General features: G+C 69.6%; 15 protein-coding genes. 6 read left to right on the forward strand and 9 right to left on the reverse strand.

Annotation, left to right across the window (positions count from 1 at the left end; genetic code table 11):
* Positions 1-26: 26 nt before the first annotated feature.
* Positions 27-1,073, reverse strand: a complete 1,047-nt coding sequence (locus AC3A57_RS00360) for a tetratricopeptide repeat protein (protein WP_487577050.1) — start codon at positions 1,071-1,073, stop codon at positions 27-29.
* A 368-nt stretch (positions 1,074-1,441) separates the two neighbouring features.
* On the opposite strand from AC3A57_RS00360, the gene AC3A57_RS00365 reads away from it, so the two are divergent.
* On the forward strand, positions 1,442-1,987 hold the full coding sequence (locus tag AC3A57_RS00365) for a hypothetical protein (protein WP_487577051.1): 546 nt from the start codon (positions 1,442-1,444) through the stop codon (positions 1,985-1,987).
* Between the two features lie 126 nt (positions 1,988-2,113).
* Complete coding sequence (locus AC3A57_RS00370) at positions 2,114-3,301, forward strand: hypothetical protein (protein ID WP_487577052.1); 1,188 nt, start codon at positions 2,114-2,116, stop codon at positions 3,299-3,301.
* Positions 3,302-3,339: 38 nt separating this feature from the next.
* On the opposite strand, the gene AC3A57_RS00375 is transcribed toward AC3A57_RS00370, so the two are convergent.
* The 5 genes from AC3A57_RS00375 to AC3A57_RS00395 all read right to left on the reverse strand — a co-directional run bounded on the left by AC3A57_RS00375 (position 3,340) and on the right by AC3A57_RS00395 (position 9,615).
* A complete protein-coding gene (locus AC3A57_RS00375) occupies positions 3,340-4,257 on the reverse strand; it encodes a lysylphosphatidylglycerol synthase domain-containing protein (protein ID WP_487577053.1) in 918 nt (305 codons plus the stop codon).
* Positions 4,244-5,293: a glycosyltransferase family 4 protein gene (locus tag AC3A57_RS00380; RefSeq protein WP_487577054.1), complete on the reverse strand. Its 1,050-nt coding sequence runs from the start codon at positions 5,291-5,293 to the stop codon at positions 4,244-4,246. The genes AC3A57_RS00375 and AC3A57_RS00380 overlap by 14 nt, the downstream gene beginning before the upstream one ends.
* Positions 5,290-6,228, reverse strand: a complete 939-nt coding sequence (locus AC3A57_RS00385; protein ID WP_487577055.1) for a glycosyltransferase family 2 protein — start codon at positions 6,226-6,228, stop codon at positions 5,290-5,292. Before AC3A57_RS00385 ends, AC3A57_RS00380 begins: the two co-directional genes overlap by 4 nt.
* A 153-nt stretch (positions 6,229-6,381) precedes the next feature.
* Positions 6,382-8,433, reverse strand: coding sequence for a hypothetical protein (locus AC3A57_RS00390; RefSeq protein ID WP_487577056.1), 2,052 nt, complete (start codon positions 8,431-8,433; stop codon positions 6,382-6,384).
* Between the two features lie 510 nt (positions 8,434-8,943).
* Positions 8,944-9,615 carry a hypothetical protein gene (locus AC3A57_RS00395; RefSeq protein WP_487577057.1) on the reverse strand — a complete coding sequence of 224 codons (672 nt, stop codon included), beginning with the start codon at positions 9,613-9,615 and terminating at the stop codon, positions 8,944-8,946.
* 137 nt (positions 9,616-9,752) lie between these two features.
* On the opposite strand from AC3A57_RS00395, the gene AC3A57_RS00400 reads away from it, so the two are divergent.
* Positions 9,753-9,896: a hypothetical protein gene (locus tag AC3A57_RS00400; protein WP_487577058.1), complete on the forward strand. Its 144-nt coding sequence runs from the start codon at positions 9,753-9,755 to the stop codon at positions 9,894-9,896.
* Positions 9,897-10,029: 133 nt separating this feature from the next.
* The gene (locus tag AC3A57_RS00405) at positions 10,030-10,851 is read left to right on the forward strand and encodes a CPBP family intramembrane glutamic endopeptidase (protein WP_487577059.1); all 822 of its coding nucleotides are present in this window, start codon (positions 10,030-10,032) and stop codon (positions 10,849-10,851) included.
* A 27-nt stretch (positions 10,852-10,878) separates the two neighbouring features.
* Here AC3A57_RS00405 and AC3A57_RS00410 read toward each other — a convergent pair whose 3' ends face one another.
* The 3 genes from AC3A57_RS00410 to AC3A57_RS00420 form a co-directional block, all read right to left on the reverse strand.
* Positions 10,879-11,694 carry a hypothetical protein gene (locus AC3A57_RS00410; protein ID WP_487577060.1) on the reverse strand — a complete coding sequence of 272 codons (816 nt, stop codon included), beginning with the start codon at positions 11,692-11,694 and terminating at the stop codon, positions 10,879-10,881.
* A 264-nt stretch (positions 11,695-11,958) separates the two neighbouring features.
* Entirely contained in the window at positions 11,959-12,774 is an 816-nt protein-coding gene (locus AC3A57_RS00415) for a hypothetical protein (protein WP_487577061.1), read from the reverse strand.
* A gap of 171 nt (positions 12,775-12,945) precedes the next feature.
* On the reverse strand, positions 12,946-13,239 hold the full coding sequence (locus AC3A57_RS00420) for a hypothetical protein (protein WP_487577062.1): 294 nt from the start codon (positions 13,237-13,239) through the stop codon (positions 12,946-12,948).
* A gap of 229 nt (positions 13,240-13,468) precedes the next feature.
* Between AC3A57_RS00420 and AC3A57_RS00425 the strand changes: the two genes are divergently transcribed.
* Complete coding sequence (locus AC3A57_RS00425) at positions 13,469-14,251, forward strand: uracil-DNA glycosylase family protein (RefSeq protein ID WP_487577063.1); 783 nt, start codon at positions 13,469-13,471, stop codon at positions 14,249-14,251.
* A gap of 814 nt (positions 14,252-15,065) precedes the next feature.
* On the forward strand, positions 15,066-16,361 hold the full coding sequence (locus AC3A57_RS00430; RefSeq protein ID WP_487577064.1) for a S41 family peptidase: 1,296 nt from the start codon (positions 15,066-15,068) through the stop codon (positions 16,359-16,361).
* The last annotated feature ends 90 nt before the right edge of the window (positions 16,362-16,451 follow it).

The raw sequence follows: 16,451 nt of genomic DNA on the forward strand, positions 1-16,451 counted from the left end.
CGCGGCCTTTCAAGCCAGTAACTGGCTTATTCCTGCGGCCTCACGCCGAGATAGGCGCCGGCGACGTACTGAGTCAGCCACGGGTCCTTGCCTTCCAGTTCGAAGGCCCGGTCGAACAGGCGCTCGGCAGTCGCGCGATCGCCCTGCAACAGGTAGTTCGCCCCCACTTCGGCCAGCGCCCTGGCGTCGTCGTGGTTGTTGGCGAGGAAGCGCTCGAACAAGGGCTTGGCCTTGTCCCATTCGCCGGCCTCGGCGTACACCCGGGCAATGCGGTACACGTCGCTGTCTTCGTGCTTGCCGCCGAGAATGGCGTCGAACACGGCCTGCCCTTGCGGCTTCAGCCCACCGAGGTAATAAACCCGGCCGGCGCCGATCCGCTCCCAGCTGCCGTTCTTGCCCGCTTGCACCAGCGCCAGCTGCAGCAACGACTTGGCGGCGTCCTCGCCGGCCTGGCCGCGATAGGCCTCGGGCGCGGGCTGCGGCTTCTTCGCCGCATGGCCGGCACCGGTACCGGCAAGGAACAGGATCGCGGCCGCCGCCGACATGATGTGTGCTTTCATACGCCCCCTGATGACGTGCATGGTTCGCAAAACTAACACGCCATCGGTCACGTTTTGATCTGCACCAAGGAGGGCGCTGCGGCACATAACCGCGTGACCAGCGGGCGAAACCGGTCCGTCGCCGGAACCGGCCTCGTCGAGCGAGGCGCTGCGATCGGCGCGTCGCGTCGCCGCTCGATTCTTCGAACACGCTCGCCCACCAACGCCGATAGCCGGTTGGAGGCCATGACGACAGACGACGGCGACTTCAGCGGCGTCACTGTCTGACGCGCGCTTGGTTCTCGGTCGCTTGCTCGGCATAGAACGGTTCGGGGCGCCTTTGTCATGGGCGACGATCGCATTCTGGCTTGCGTCGATCAGCGCCTCGATGCCAGCGCTCTCCCAGCAAGGGCCGATGGCAGGAAGACTGACCGTACGCAGCGCGCAGACGAAATCACCGTCGCCGTACTGGCGACGCCGGACCAATGGAAAAGCGCAGCGTATCGCCCTGCTGCAGTCGCTCGGTCGCGACATCCGCGCACCGTTGCGATCACTCCGTCCGCGTCGATCTCTATCGCATGCCCGCCCACACGCGCTTCCACGGCGGAGAATCGCATGCGCCAGAAAACGCGCGAGCTCACCGATGCCATCGCGCGACTCACGCTCGCTCACTCTTTCTATCCGTCGACTCGAGCCGCCGTTACGGGCGCGTCGCGAAGCGCGTCGCGGCGGTCTCAGGCCGCGTCGGACCGGCGCGCGACATACCGCTCAATTCACATTGGCGCGCGTCTCCAGTACTCGGCACGACCGTTCGCGTTCAGGCCGCTTTTCCCGGCCCGATCACGTTCTTAGTTTTGCCGAAACGATAAAAGCTGAAACGTACTTAAGTCTGCGGATCCGTATTGGAACTCGCGCGCACAATGCGCCGCGAGCAGCAATCGTCGTTCAGACAGGAGCACCTCATGGCATCGACGCGGGTACGCGTGCTGTTGGCCGTTTCCATCGCATTGGCGGCCGTACTTTTTCTGACCCAGCCCCTCCGTTCTCCGCTCTCCGCCGACAAGCCCACGGCCGGCTCGCCCTCGCCGGCCGAGCCGCGCGCCGGCGCGCCGACTGCGGACGGCACGACCGCGCCTTCCGCGATCGAACCGATCGGTTCCGTCGTTCCCCCGGCCCAGGCCGCGCTGGCCGAACGCGTCCGCAGCGCGGCGCCGCAGGCGCAGCCGCCGCGGACCTACATCGGGCCGGACGGGAAGCCGCACGAGATCGTCTACAACCAGGGGCTGGTCCTCTCTTCCGGCGCGCGCGAGCAGCTCAAGCAGGAATTGCTGGCGCAGATGCGCAAGCATCCCGACGCCGTATCCCAGATCTACGGCGTCAGTCGCGCCGATATCGCTGCCGTGCTCGACGGCACCAAGCCCTTTCCCGAATCGCTGTTGAACCAATAACGCTTCCGATCCGGCGGCGATGCGGGCAGGACCGGGCGCCGGCAGGCGGCGCTTCGGTGGAGCAACGACCCGTGGGTTTCGCCCACGGCCACGAATGGACAGGATGAAGGACAGGAGAGGATGCGAATGAAAGCCTACAAGTACTGTCTGCTGGCTGCCGCGCTCTGGGCCGGCAACGCGCTCGCGCAAAGCAGCGACGGCTATGGCACCACGGTCCGTATGCCATTGGTCGTCAGCAGCACCAGTTATGTATCGACGATCTATGTCCGCAACGCCGGCACCACCAACGCCAGCGTGCGCGTCGAATACTTCGGCGCGACCGGAACCCCCTTGCCCGGCCCTCGCCTCTGCACCACGCTCAGCGTCGCACCCGGCGCCGTGGTCGAGGGTTCGTTGGCGACGCTGTGCGGCATCACCCCAAGCTCGTCGAGCAATTACGGCCAGCTGTCGCTGACCGAACAAAGCGCCACCACGGTACCGATTTCGGCTTACGCGCGCGTGCAGTCCTTCACCGGCGCCGGCTATTCGGTGGAAGGCTTCAAGATCGGCTCGCTGACCGGCGGCGGCGCGAGTCCGTCGATCGTCGCCGGCTTGCGTCGCCAGGCCGCGGCTCCCGGCTATCAGTCCAACTGCTTCATCGGCTCCCTCGGCGAGCCAGTCCAGGTGACCTGGTCGCTGCGCTCGGCCAGCGGCGCGCTGCTGGGCAGCCAACAGGTGACCAGCCTCAGCGCCAACGAGACCCTGCGCTTCCTCGACGTGCACAGCCAGGTCGGCGCGCCGGCCGGCGACTACGAGAACGTGCAGGCGGTGTTCGAGGAGACCACGGCCGGCTCCAACCCGGGCTTCGTCGCCTATTGCACGCTGCAGGAGAATCAACGTTTCGACGGCGATTTCCGTCTGGCCAAGGAAAGCGATCCGGGCGACTTGCGCACCAAGAAGGTCGGCCTGTCGACGACCAGCGCCTTGGGCTCGGTGCTGGGCCTGATCAGCGGCCAGGACCGGTTCGGCCTGTACTTGCAGCACCCCGACTGGGTGCAGTGCCGGATCAACGGCGCCAACGCCTCGCAGTTGGAGATGCGCCTGGAAGATCCGCAAGGCAATGTCGTCGCCGGCGGCAACGACATCAGTTCGTTCCAGAAGGTCTATCTGGGCGAACGCAGCACCCGCAACGACGGCACCAACGGCCTGTGGATACTCAAGGTGGAGTCGCGCGCGCTGCTGGCCCTGTTGCTGTCGTACTCGTTGACCTGCGAAAGCGGCAACGGCTCCAATCCGCCGCTGTTCGTCGGCCATTCCGGGGTCGAGGAGTTCTGAGCGTCCATCGCGGGTCCCGGCACCGTCCGGGACCCGCACTAGCGGCGCTGCAGCAGCGGCACGACAAATCCCGCGCCGGCGAACGCCACCTCGGCGGAAGTCACCGCCACCCGCCAGAACAAGGCCAGGGCGGCGGCCTCGGCGACGCCGATCAGCGGCGCCAAGCCCCATACCAATCCAGCCTCGCGCACGCCCAGTCCGGCCGGCACGAACACCGCGGCAACGCCCGCCAGACCGGCCAGGCACATCGCGGCTGCGGCTTGCAGCAAGGCCATGGACGGTTCGACATCCCAGGCCAGGCTGACGAATCCGGCGCACAACGCGGCGTAGGCGCCGCCCTGCACGACCCAGGCCCAGGCGATCGCGCGGTACGGCGGCCGGTCGCGCTCCCAGCCGCGCCACGACGGCCGCAGCCGCGTCAGCCACGCGGTCGGCCACCGCCGCCACACGCCAGCCGCCGTCAAACCCAGCGCGACGCACAGCAGGCCCGACTGCAACCACGCGCCGGTGCGGGCCGGCAGCGCCGCTGGCGCATACATCGCGGCAAGCGCGGCGCACAGGCCCAGCGACAGGCATTGCTCGCGCAGGAACAGCAACAACGCAGGGCCGGCGCGGCCGTCTTCGGCGTACAGCGCGCCGCGGGCCACGCCCTGCCAGATCTTGCCCGGCAGATACTTGCCGGGCAGGCTTTGCGCCCACCGCAGTACGTCGGCGACGACGCCCGACTTGCGCCAGCGGCCGTGCGCGAGCACATGCCAGGCCAGCGCAAACAGGATCTGGCTGAGCAGGCACCAGGCGACCGCGGCGGCGAACCGGCCCGAGGCCAGTTCCTGCCACGTTCTGGCAGCATCCGCGCCGTTTCCGACGGCCTGGACTGCGACCCAAACCAGCGCGCCCAGGCCCAACGCCAGCCCGAACCAGCGTGCGCAGCGCCGCGACGCTTCAGGCCAGCGCATCGAGGCATTCCTGGTAGCGCCGTCCCATGTCCGCCCAGGAGTGGCGGAGGACGACGAACGAGCGCGCCTGACGCCCCAGCGCGCGCAGTCGTTCGCGATCCGCGCACACTCCGGCGATCGCCGCGCACCACGCCGCCGGATCGCTATCCGGCAGCAGGCGGCCGTTGTGCGGCGGCTCGATCGCGTCGCGCAGACCTTCCAGATCCGAGGCCAACACGTACCGCGCGCCGACCGCCGCCTCCAGGGCGACCAGGCCGAAGCCTTCCGGGTCGCCCTCGGCCGGAATGTTCGGCATCAACACCAGGTCGCTGCGCGCCAGCAGGTCGAGTTTGATCGACTCGTCCACTTCGCCATGCACCGTCACCCGGGCTTGCAGGCGCAGCTCGGCGATGGCGGCCGCCAGCGCCGCCCGGTCCGGTCCGTCGCCGACGATGTCCAGCCGGATCGGCAGCGCCGCGGCGACCAGGCGCGGCATCACTTCGCGCACGAACCACAGGGCGCCCTTGCGCCGGACCAGCCGACCGAGAATCAACAGGCGCCTGGGCGACTGCGGGTCGGACGGCGGATCGCCGGCCGGCACCACGCTCACCCCGGGATGGATCAACGTGCAGCGCTCGTCGGCGATGCCCCGCTCGCGCAGTTGCTGGCGGACATAGCGGCTGATGCAGATGTAGCGGTCGAAGCGATGATCGAAAGCCGAGCCCAGATAGCGTTGGTACCAACGCGCCGGGTAAAGGATGTCCAGGCCGTGCACCACCACCGCGGTCGGCACGCCGGCCCAGCGCGCCGGCCAGGCCAGCAGGCTGAGCGCCGGATCGCCCAGCAGCAGCACCCGCACCTTGCGCCGGCACAGGCCCCATCCCAGGCGCATCGCCGCCCAGGCCAGGTACAGGGGCGCGCCCCACTGGCTGCGCCCCCACTTCAGCACCGTGGTCGGCGTGCGCCCGCGCAGTTCATCGGCGATATGGAAGCTCAACCGTTGCATGCCGCCGCGGCTGGGCGGGAACTTGCGGGTCAGATACCAGATCTCGCTCACGGACCGGCGCGCCACTCTCTGCGTCGCCCGTCTTGCTGCAGCTCCTCGAGCAGACGCCGGTTGACCGCCATTTGATGGGCGAGCAGGCCGATCGTCGCAGCCACGCCGGCGCCGAGAATCAACACCGCCGCGAGAATCAGCGACTGTATGTGTCCCTCGCCGTCGCCGCGCAGGTAGTCGGCCACGAACGCGGCGCCGATGGCCGCGCCGCTCAGCGCGCCCACTGCGGCCGGCAACAGGAAGAACTCGAGCGGCCGGTAGGTGAGGCAGGCGCGCAGGATCGCCAGCACCGATCGGCCCACATAGGCGGGAATGCTGCGGATCAGGCGCGAGGGCCGGGTCGGAGGATTGACCTCCACCGCGACCGCGCCGACGCGAAGTCCGGTCTGTCCGGCCTGGATCAGGGTTTCCAGCGTGTAGGTGTATCGCGAGTACACGTTGAGCCTGATCGCCGCCTCGCGGCTGTACGCGCGAAAGCCGCTGGTCGCGTCTTCGATGCGCACCCCGGCCGCGGCCCGCACGACCCGGCTGCCCAGCCGCTGCAGCCGCTTCTTGAGCCAGGAAAAATGCGCGATGCGGTCGATCGGCCGGCAGCCGACCACAATGTCGGCCCGACCGTCCAGGATTTCGCCGACCAGGGCCGGTATCGCGCGGGCGTCGTACTGATTGTCGCCATCGACATTGACGATGATGTCCGCTCCGCGCCGGCAGGCCAGTTCCAGTCCGGCTGCGAACGCCCGCGCCAGACCGTGGTGTTCGCTCAGGCGCAGCACGGTATGCGCGCCGTGCGCCGCGGCGACGGCGGCGGTACCGTCGCTGGAGCCGTCGTCGATGACCAGCCACTCGACGTCGTCCACCCCCGGCAAACTGGCCGGCAGCGCGGCCAGGGTAGCCGGCAACTGATCGGCTTCGTCGCGACAGGGAATCTGGATCACCAGCTTGGTCCGCTTGCGCGCGGCCGCCGGCTCCGCTGCCGGCGCGCTCCGCGGCGCCTCATCTCCAGCACTTTCGACACGAACGAACCGATGCACGTTCATACGACCTCCTGGCAGATTCCTTGGCTGACCGGTACGGCCGGCGCGCCCGACTCAGGGACCGATTCGGGTGATGCGCCAGTCGCTGCGCTCCTCGTGAACGCCCCGCGCCGGGGCATGGAAAGCGGTATTGCGCCGTACTCGCGCGATCGGCAGCTCGGCCACGATGCGTGCGCCTGCGCCGGTAATGGCCAGCCCTTTCGGGTGCACGATCAGGCAGGGGCCGCCGGCGCAGGCGCCGTAACGGCTCAGGCGTTCGACGCTCAGCGGGCCCAGATCGGCCGGCAACATCGCGACCGGGCGGCCGTAGCCGCTGAGCAGGGCGCTGGTCAGCGGCCCAGAACCGGCGACGTAGCTGACCCGGTCCGCGGGAAGATGACCGGCGATCGCGCCGATCTGCGCGACCAGATCGCGGTCCTCGCGCAGGAACAGCGACTCGCGCTGCTGCCACAGCAACTGCGCGCTCAGCGCCACGGCGATCGCGGCGGCCGCCGCGCGTTGCGTGCGGCGCGGCCATCGCTGGGCCAGGAATGCGATACCGACCGCCGCGAACGCGATGCTGGCCGGGAACACCGCCGGTACCCAGCGGCGCGCGGCCCAGACATGATCGGGCGAGATCATCGGGCGCCACAGGTACACCAGCGTCGGCACCAGCAGGAACAGCATCGTCCAGTCCACGGCGGTGGCGGCGCGATGCCGCAACACCCGCCACACCGCGACCGCGGCGCCGAGCCCGGCCGCCAACACCACCCACAGGCCCAGATAAGCCGACAGGTTGCGCAAGCTGATCTCGCGATAGTCACGCATGCCGTTCAGATGAGGCACCAGCTTCGATTCGATCAGGGCGTACGGCAGCACATCGGGCCGAATCCACATCGCGTAAGCGAATACCGCCAGCAATGCGGTCGCCGCCAGCCACGCCGCCGCGCCCCAGGCGCGTTCCGGCATCGGAGCCGGACGCACGCGCGAATACAACCAGGCGCCGAGCAAGCACGACAGCGCGGCGATCATCGCCGGCAGGGCCAGGTCGGCCAGGCCGACGAAGTACGGCCGCACCAGCAAAGCGAAATACAGCATCGCCGCGACGCTCGCCGCCAGGCAGCCGGCGCCGACGCTGAGCGCGGCGCGCGCGCCGCCGCGTCCGCGGGTTCTGTCGACCGCGGAAAAGACCAATGCAGCGCAGGCCGCCGTCAGCGGGAACACGACCGCGTCGATACGCACCAGGGCCGACATGCCCAACAACAAGCCCGCGGCCCAGCCCAGCGACTGCGATCGTCGCGCGATCGCCAGCGCAGCGACCCAAACGCCGTTCAGAACGAACCAGGCGCAGAACGGTTCGCTCAGGCTGTTGCGCGATATCCATACCTGCGCCGGCTGCAGCGCGAATATCGCCAGGGCGGCGATCGCCCAATGCCGCCGCCCCGGCGGGAGACAACGCAGCATCAAGGCGTAGAAGGCCAGGCAGTTGAGGGCGCCGATGACGGCATTGAAACGGAAGATCGCCTGCGGCCCGAGCACGGCCCCCAGCATCGCCATCCACACCGGGGTGGCGGACGAGAACTGGAACGTCCACCGCGTCCCGGTCGGATAGATGCCCGGAAGCTCGGGCGAGCGCTTGTGTTCGATCGCCGATACCGCCGGATCGGACGCGATGCCGAGCGCCTGCAGATCGATCCTGGAGTCTGCGCTGCGCAGCAAATGCAATGCATGCTGGGCATAGATGCCTTCGTCGCGCTCGCCGAGCAGGCTTTGCTTGGGGAACCCGGCATACAGCAAGCCGGCCGCCAGCACGATCGCCCCGACCGCCAACAGCGATGGGCGCCAACGCGGCAACGCGGTCCGCATCGCTTGGCGCAAAGGCGCGCGCGACACGGCGGCGGCGGTGGCCGCCCATCCCATGGCGCCGATCCATGCCGGATAGAACAGGCCGGCCGCGGCCAGCGCCATCAACGCCAAGGTCCATGCGGCGCTGCCTACGCACAGCATCGCCAGTGCGCTGCGGCGAAGGAGCCGAAGCTTGGCGCCGGCGAGGACGACGAGCCATACCCCGATCGGGTACACGGCCGGCCAAACGCCGAATTCCGCCAGCGCTTTCAGGTATTCCATCGAATCCCCTCGCCAATGGCAACGAGTTTACTGAGCGGAAAATCGACGAACTACACAATGCGTCAAGCTTCGCCACCTCGGGTCGGCCTAGGATGGCGCATGGAAACGCTGCCGATCGCGCGTGCGCGCGATTTCGGCGCGCAGCGTCGTTCGACGGCCTTGCGCGCATGTCGAAGTTGCGGGACTTGCAGGCGATCTAGTGCTTGAACGTATTTTCCGCGGCAGCAAGGCCAGCGCCGGCATGTTGCGCCGCGACGCTCCCGCCTGTCGCGCGGTACCTGACGCATACGGCGTCGCGCTCGTCGCCGACGATGGATGACGCGATCGACGGCCCGGCCGCGGCGGGCCATCGACCCGGCGCGTGCGCATTCAGCGCGGATCGCTGCCCTGGGGATTTTTCCGGCGTAGCGGATGCCGGATGACACCGCGGCTGCCCCCGCTTGGTATCCCCGCAGCCAGGCCATGCGGCTGTCGCCGGATCCGCAGCGGCGGACCGGCGGCAGGCGGCGGTCATCGACTCGCTTGGCTGTTCAGCTCTTCGAACACGCTCTTGCCCACCGACGCCGACAGGTGGTTGAGGCCCATGACGATATTGGCCGAGGTGTCGGACACTTCGAATACGCGGTCGCGGTACGTCACCCGCAGGCCGAGGCGGTCGCGCCCGGCCATGACGCCGAACATCACCCGCACCCCGGGCGGACGCTGGCGGATGTCGACGATGGCGACCTCGGCGATGTCGTTGTCGGACACGCGCGCTTCGTTCTCCGCCGCTTGCTCGGCATACGCCTGCTCGATCAGCGGCGGCACCTTGTCGTTATGTTCGCATTCGCCGCAATCCCAGCGGATGCTCAACTTCGGCACGCTGCGCGCGGCGGCGGCCGTGGGCGCGTCGGCGGCATCGGCCGATTGGGCCAGCGCGACGGGCGATGCCGCGGCAGCCAGCAGGGCGATACAGAACCAAACATCCTTGCGCATACATTCCCTCGTATGAACGTTCCCGGCCCGGGCCCGGCCTCGCTGCGCGGCGACCCATCCGGGCCCGCGCAGACCCGCGCGGATCATAGCAATGCGTCGGCGCCGCGATGCATCGGCATTGCCGCCCGAGCGTCCGCGCCCGGGCGTACCCGCCAAGCCGTCGCGCTGGCGTTGGGTGGCGCCCTGGCTCGAAAACGGCGGCGGCATCGCGCCCCCGCCGGGTCGCTCAACCGAGCAGGGCCGGCTGGGACCGGTAGTGCAGGGTCGGCGACGCGTACTTGCGTTTCGCTTCCCGCCACAGCACCGCGCCCGCGCAACAACGCGGACATCTGGAACGCCGTGGCGTGCCGATCCCCGCCTTCGTCGGCGCCGCGCTCGCCGCCCGGGCCGCGCTGGCGGCCCTGGTCATGCAGCCCAGCGGATTCCCGCTGCTGGTCGCGATCGCGCTGATGCTGCTGGCGGGGTCGCGCCGCGCTCGCCGCGGCTGACGCCTCGGTCGCGGCGCCCCAGCCTTCGCGCCGGTGCGCCTGGGTTCGGTCGCGTATCGCTTGACGGTCGCGCAGACCCGCTCGACCATCGCGGCCAGCTTGCGCCGAACGCGCGCCGACCACAGGGAACTTCATGCCGCATCGCCGCCGTATCGGCCTGGCCGTGTTTTTCGCCGTCGCGTTCGCCGTGCCCTGGTTCGGCTGGACCCTGATCGACAACGCGGCGCTGAGCTTGTGGCTGTTCCCGCTATGCGTCAGCGCGGCAGGATTCGCCGCGGCCTGGGCCGAAGGCGGCCGCACCGGCCTGGGCGAATTCTGCCGGCGCACCTGCCGCGTGCGCGGCGCGATGCGCTGGACCCTGCTGGCGGCCTCGATAGCGCCGGCGCTGGGACTGGCTTATCTGCTCGCCACCGGCACGTCGCTGGCGTCGCTGCGGCCGGCGTACGAGGCCGGCCTGGCGACGACGCTGGCGGCGGCGGTCGTGACCGGCCCGCTGGCCGAGGAGTTCGGTTGGCGCGGCTATCTGCAGCACCGCTTGCTGGATCGGCTGAGCCCGTTGGCTGCGGCGCTGTGCATCGGCGCGGTGTGGTCGCTGTGGCACGTGCCGCTGTTCGGCGAGGCGGTGTTCGGCAGCGTCGAGTCCTCGCTGCGCTACCTCGGCTATCTGAGCGTCTGGTCGGTATTCATGGTGTACCTGGTCCGGCGCGGCGGCGGCTCGGTGTGGCCGGCGGTGGCGTTCCACTGGGCCGCGAACGTCCACGCCAATCTGCTGGCGGCGCTGTTTCCGTCCGTCGACGGCAGCCTGTTGCCCGGTGGTTCCAAGGGCATTGGGCTGTACCTGCTGGTGGCCGCGCTGTTCGTCGCGCTGCGCTGGCGTTTCTTCGCCGGGCGAGGCGCGGCGACCCAATCGGCCGAGCGCGCGCCACTGGCCGCGACGGCTGCGGCCGAACGCTGAGCGCCCGGCCGCAGCCGCCGCGGCGGCTCAGCTCTGGTGGATCTCGATCGAACCGTCGAAGCCGTTGGCCTGGGCGACGGGGAAGTTGCCCGGCAGCGCGCCGAGCACCGCGCCGCCGGCGACGTTGCCGGCTGCCGGCAGCACCGCCGCGCCGTTCATCACCGCCGGCAACTGCGGCAGCTGGAAGCCCTGCGGGAAGTTCACCACGCCGGCCATCGGGTAGTTGTCGATGTTGGCCGCCGCGGCCTGCGGCAGGACGTTGACCGGCTTGGTGATCGCCACCGCGCGCCAGGAAATCTTGATGAAGGCCGGCGCGTAGGAATACAGATTGGTGTCGGCGGTGGTGTTCGCATCCGACCACGGGTCCTGCGAGGCCTGGACGCAGTAGTACACGCCGTACCACACCGGTTGCTGTCCGGCCGTCTCGTACTGGCGGCAGGCAGCGAGATAGGCGTCGATGTAGCCCTCCACGGTGGCGTGGTTGGCGTTTCCGGTCGCGGTCAGCGGAGTCAGGTTCTGCCAGGTATTGCCCGGCCCGCCCCAGCGGCCGTTGATCAGGTGCGCGCGCACCCAGTTGTTGTTGGCGTCGGTGGTGAAGGTTTCGGCCGGCCCGGCGGGCAGCAGTTGGTCCCAGGGCGCGCCCAGGGCGGTCGGCAGGTTGTTGCCCTGCACCCCGGGCATGACCAGGTCCGAGCCCAGGATCGCCGCGGCGCTGGCGGCGCCGAAGTTGATCTGCTGCCGCGGCGCCAGGCCGCCGGTCTGGTATTGGGTCATCGTGAAGATGACCTGGTCGGTGCTCCAACGCGGGTTGTTCGGCGACCCGGTATAGATGATGCGGCTCATGGCGGTGTCCTGTCGGGTCGTGGGCGGCGGGATAGGCCGGATGACGCGCAAGACACGACCCTTCCTCCGTGCGCAGCGGTCCGAAGCCGTGGCCGCCGCGGTGCGTCGCGCGCGCTCGGGCGGCGAAGGGCGGGCCTGCGGCGGCACGAACTCGTCGCTAACAACGCGCGGGCACGGCAGCCGTGAAGCGCGCGGCCAAGGCGCCGGCGCGCTACGGCTCGCCGCGACGCGGCAGCGTCGGCGATGCCGCCGCACAGTGCCGGCTCAGCTCAGGTGGACTTCGATCCCGCTGTCGAACCCATTGTTCTGTGCGATCGGGAAGTCGGCCGGCAGCGCGCCCAGCACCGGCTCGCCGGCGATATTGCCGCCCGCCGGCAGCGTCGCCGCGCCGTTCATCGCCGCAGGCAACGGCGGCAGAACGAAGCCCTGCGGAAAGCTCGCCACGCCCGCGATCGGATAGCTGGCGATGTTGGCCGCCGCCACCTGCGGGCTGACGTTGACCGGCTTGACGATCGCGATCGCGCGCCAGGAAATCCTGACGAAGGCGGGGGCGTAGGAATACAGATTGGTGTCGGCGGTCGTGGGCAGCTGCGACCACGGATACTGCGAAGCCTGCACGCAGTAGTACACGCCGTACCACGCCGGCTGCTGCCCGGCCATCTCGTACTGGCGGCAGGCGGTCAGAAAGGCGTCGATATAGCCTTCGACCGTCCTCTGGTTGGCCTGACCGACGCCGGTCAGCGGCGCCAAATTCTGCCAGCTGTTGCCAGGCCCGCCCCAACGGCCGTTGATGAGGTGCGCGCGCACCCAGCTGTTGTTGGGGTCGGTGACGAACGTCCCGGCCGGTCCGCCGGGCAGCAGTTGATCCCAGGGCGCGCCGGTCGCCGTCGCCAGGTTGCTGCCCGCTACGCCAGGCATCATCAGGTCCGGGCCCAGGATCGCCGCGGCGCTGGCCGCGCCGAAGTCGATCTGCTGGCGCGGCGCCAGGCCGCCGGTCCGGTATCGGGTCATGGTGAAGATGACCTGGTCGCTGCTCCAGAGCGGCTGGTCCGGCGCCCCGGCGTAAACGATGCGGCTCATGGCGGCGTGTCTCCAAGGGATGAAGTCTGCCGAGACGGACGCCCCGACCCGCGCGCCTGCGCGCCAGCGGTCGGATCTCCGGCGTGCGGTCTCTGCGCACTGGACCCAGTGTAAGGCGCATCGAGGCCAGCGCCGCGGTGCGGGGCCTCTGCGCATGCGGGTGGCTCGCCGTCAGGCCCGGCGAGGCCGGCGTGCCAGCGCCGCGGCGATCAGGCCGGCCAGCGCCGCGAATGCCAGCCCCAGCGCCAGGTCGACGGCGAAATAGCCCAGGTGGAAGTCGTAGTTCTCGCAGCCCGCCGCGCCGCAATCGCCGCCGATGCGGCGGAACGCGTACGGAAACCCGGCGACTTCCTGGCCGTCGTAGCGATAGGCCTCGCGGGTGCGCCAGTAGGGCCAGGCGTTGACCGCGGCGACCGCTGCGAGCGCAAGGGAGAAGATCGAAGCGAAGGCGATTTTCGCGCGCATTGGGCTGACGTCCTGGTCGTTCCCTGGGCCGGCGGGGTTTGCCGGGCGTTGTTCGCACCCCCTTGGCGGAGCCCCTACCGCAGGCGCCGCCGCAGGCAGGCACTCTACACGAGCCTCGCCGGACCGCCCGGCCGGACCACAGCCCAGCCGCCGTGGCCGCAGGCCGGAAGCGGCCGCGTTCCCCCAATAGCCACGTCCGCAGCCGACGCGGGCGGCGAAGGAGCACGCGATGATCACCGACGCCTTCGATACCGGACCGACCGGCAAGTTCAGGACGCTGTGCCGCAACTACCCCGACGACACGGTCTACAACGGGGCCGACGGCTTTCGTTCGCTGTGGGGCCCGATCTTCTACCGCGGACGCGCCAACGGCAGCGCGCGCCTGCTGGTCATCGGCCAGGACCCGGCCCAGACCGAGGCGGTCACGCGCCGGATCCTCTCGGGCCAGGCCGGCCGCCGCGTGCAGGGCTTCGTCGAGAAGCTGGGCATAAGCAAAAGCTATCTGATGATCAACGCCTTCCTGTACGGCATCTACAACCAGAGCATGGCGATGCCGCACTTGAACGACGCCGGCATCCTGGCCTATCGCAACCAGTGGCTGGAAGCCGCGTTCGCGCCGGGCAAGATCGAAGCCGTGGTCACCTTCGGCAACGCCGCGTTCGACGCCTGGAAGGCGTTCAAGGCCACGCCGGCCGGCCAAAGCGTGAACGTCTTCCAGCAGCGCGCGCTGCACCCGACGGCGGACAAGCCCGGCGGCCCGATCACCCGCAAGGACCTGCTCGACAACTGGAACATCGCCCTGCAGCACCTGCACGCCAACCTGCAGACGCCCGATACGGTCCAGCCGCTGGCGCTTTACGGGAACAACTTCACCGCGGCCGAACTGCCCGAGATTCCCAGACGCGACTTTCCGATGGGCCTGCAAGCCTGGATGCGCAGCCAGGATTTCTGGGCCGGCATGTCCTCCGCGCCGGGCACCCAGCGCGCCAACATCTCGATCGAAGTGCCGTAGTCGCGCGACCGTCCAGCGGCGGTTGCGATCGGCCGGCGAAGTAGCCGGAGCGATCCAGATCGGCGAGCGAGCCCGGGCCGCCCGGCTGCCGGCCGCGCGATGCGCGGGTGCGCGCTGCAGGCGGGCATGTCCGCGGCGGCGAAATCGGCGCACCCGCCGAAGTGCCCGCGCTCGCGCGATTCGACGCGCACGCCGCGTTCGGGCCAAGGCCTGGCGGCGGCTTCGGACTGCCGCGGCGCCGAAACCTGCGGCAGGTCGCTCTCGCTGGCGGCGCGGCCTTGCGCGATCCGCGCCAGGCTCGAGGCGATCAGAAGCGGGCGTTGCGTTCCCTGCAACGCGCCGCCCAAGCCCAATCGCTTCGCCGCGTCGCGGAGGGCGCTGCGGCTTCAACCGAGCTTCATGCTCAGTTCGACGCCGTCGCCGAACGGCGTGGACAGGTAGCCGCTCGCGGGCGCGCGCACTCGCGCCAGGTAGCCCGGGCTGCAGTCGGCGTCGTCGGCGACGATCAGCGCGCCCGGCCGCAGGCGGTTTTCCGCCAGCGCCAGGATCTGCGGCTACAAGCCCTTGGCGCCATCGAGCAGCAACAGATCGATCGTCCTTTGCATCAGCCGCGTGCGCTCCTCGCGCGAGATGCCGGCCAGCGCGGGGCTGGCGGCCGAGGGGGCGGCAATTCCCGTGCTCGAAGACCGGCGTTCGGCCCTCGAAAACGGCGGTTCGTCCCTTGCCGTCGCCATCGCCGCCTCGAGCCGCAACCGACCACCACGGCCCCGTATCTCCTTGACCGCACCGCTTACCAGCGACCAAGGAGAACCTCATGCGCAGCACCCCCGCCTTTGCCGGACTAGCACTTGCACTTCTGTCGTACGCCTGTCCCTGCCTGGCGCGCGAGTCGCCACGCTCGCACGTGGAAGGCGTGGCGAGCGCGATCGAACAGAACTACTTCGATGAGAAGCGGGCCAAGCAGATCTCGAACGAGCTGCGCGGAGCGGCGGCGAAGGGCGAGTTCGACAAGCTCACCGACAAACGCGAACTCGCGTCCGCGTTGACCGTCAAGCTGGAGCCGTTCGACCGGCACTTCCGGGTGGGCTGGACGGACGCACCGCGCGAGCAGCCGGCAGCGGAAAGCCCGGTGATATCGCCGGCGCAATCGCAGGCCAAGTACCGTCGCGGCAACTACGGCGTGCGTCGCGCTGAAGTGTTGTCCGGCAACATCGGCTATCTCGATCTGCGCGGCTTTGCGCCGTTCGAGTTCGGCGTCGCCGGGCAGCCCGAGCGCCAGGCCATCGACGCGGCATTGCAGTTGCTCGCCGGCACCGATGCGCTGATCGTCGATCTGCGCGACAACGGCGGCGGCGCACCGCAAATGGTCGGTTACCTCAGCAGCGCCTTCGTCAAGAAGGAGGCGGACATCTTCAATACCTTCCATGGCCGCGACCGAAAGATGAGCGAGGCGCCGCTCGACTGGTATCCGCAGCCGCGCCTGGACACGCCGCTGTTCGTGCTGACCAGCGCACGCACCGCTTCGGCCGCGGAGGCGTTCGCGTACACGCTGCAGAGCGCCAAGCGCGCCACCGTCGTCGGCGAAACCAGCATGGGCGCCGCCAATCCGGGGGGCGACGTCGATGCAGGGCATGGCTTCTCGGTGTTCGTGTCCTTCGCCACGCCGATCAATCCGATCACCAAGACCAACTGGGAGGGCCGCGGCGTGACCCCGGACGTGGCGGCGGAGCCGGCGGCCGCCCTGGTCACGGCGCGCCGTCTGGCGCTGGAAGCGGTGCTCGCCAGGGGCCTGCCGCCGGAAGTGGCCACCGACACCCGCTGGGCGCTGGAAGCATTGCGCGCCGAAGCCGGGGCATGGCCGCAGGTGTCGGCCGACGACTATATCGGCGCCTACGGGATGATGGCGGTCGACACCGACCAGGGTCGCCTGGTTCTGCAGCAGGGACGCCGGCCGGTGCGCACGCTGCTGCCGTTGGGCGGCGACAACTTCGCCGTGCTGGAGAACGCAAGCCAGCGAGTGATGTTCCAGCGCGATGCCAAGGGGCTGGTGGAGGCGCTGGAACTGCGGCACTCGGATGGAGACGTCAAGCGCCATCGCCGCGGCCAATAGTCTGCCGCTGGCGAGAACCACGCCGAAACGGCAGCGCACTTTACCGACTGCGGGGACGCAGGGCATCGACAGATCCCTCCGCCCCCGCTT

This window comes from Lysobacter sp. Soil_C_15 (assembly GCF_057657315.1).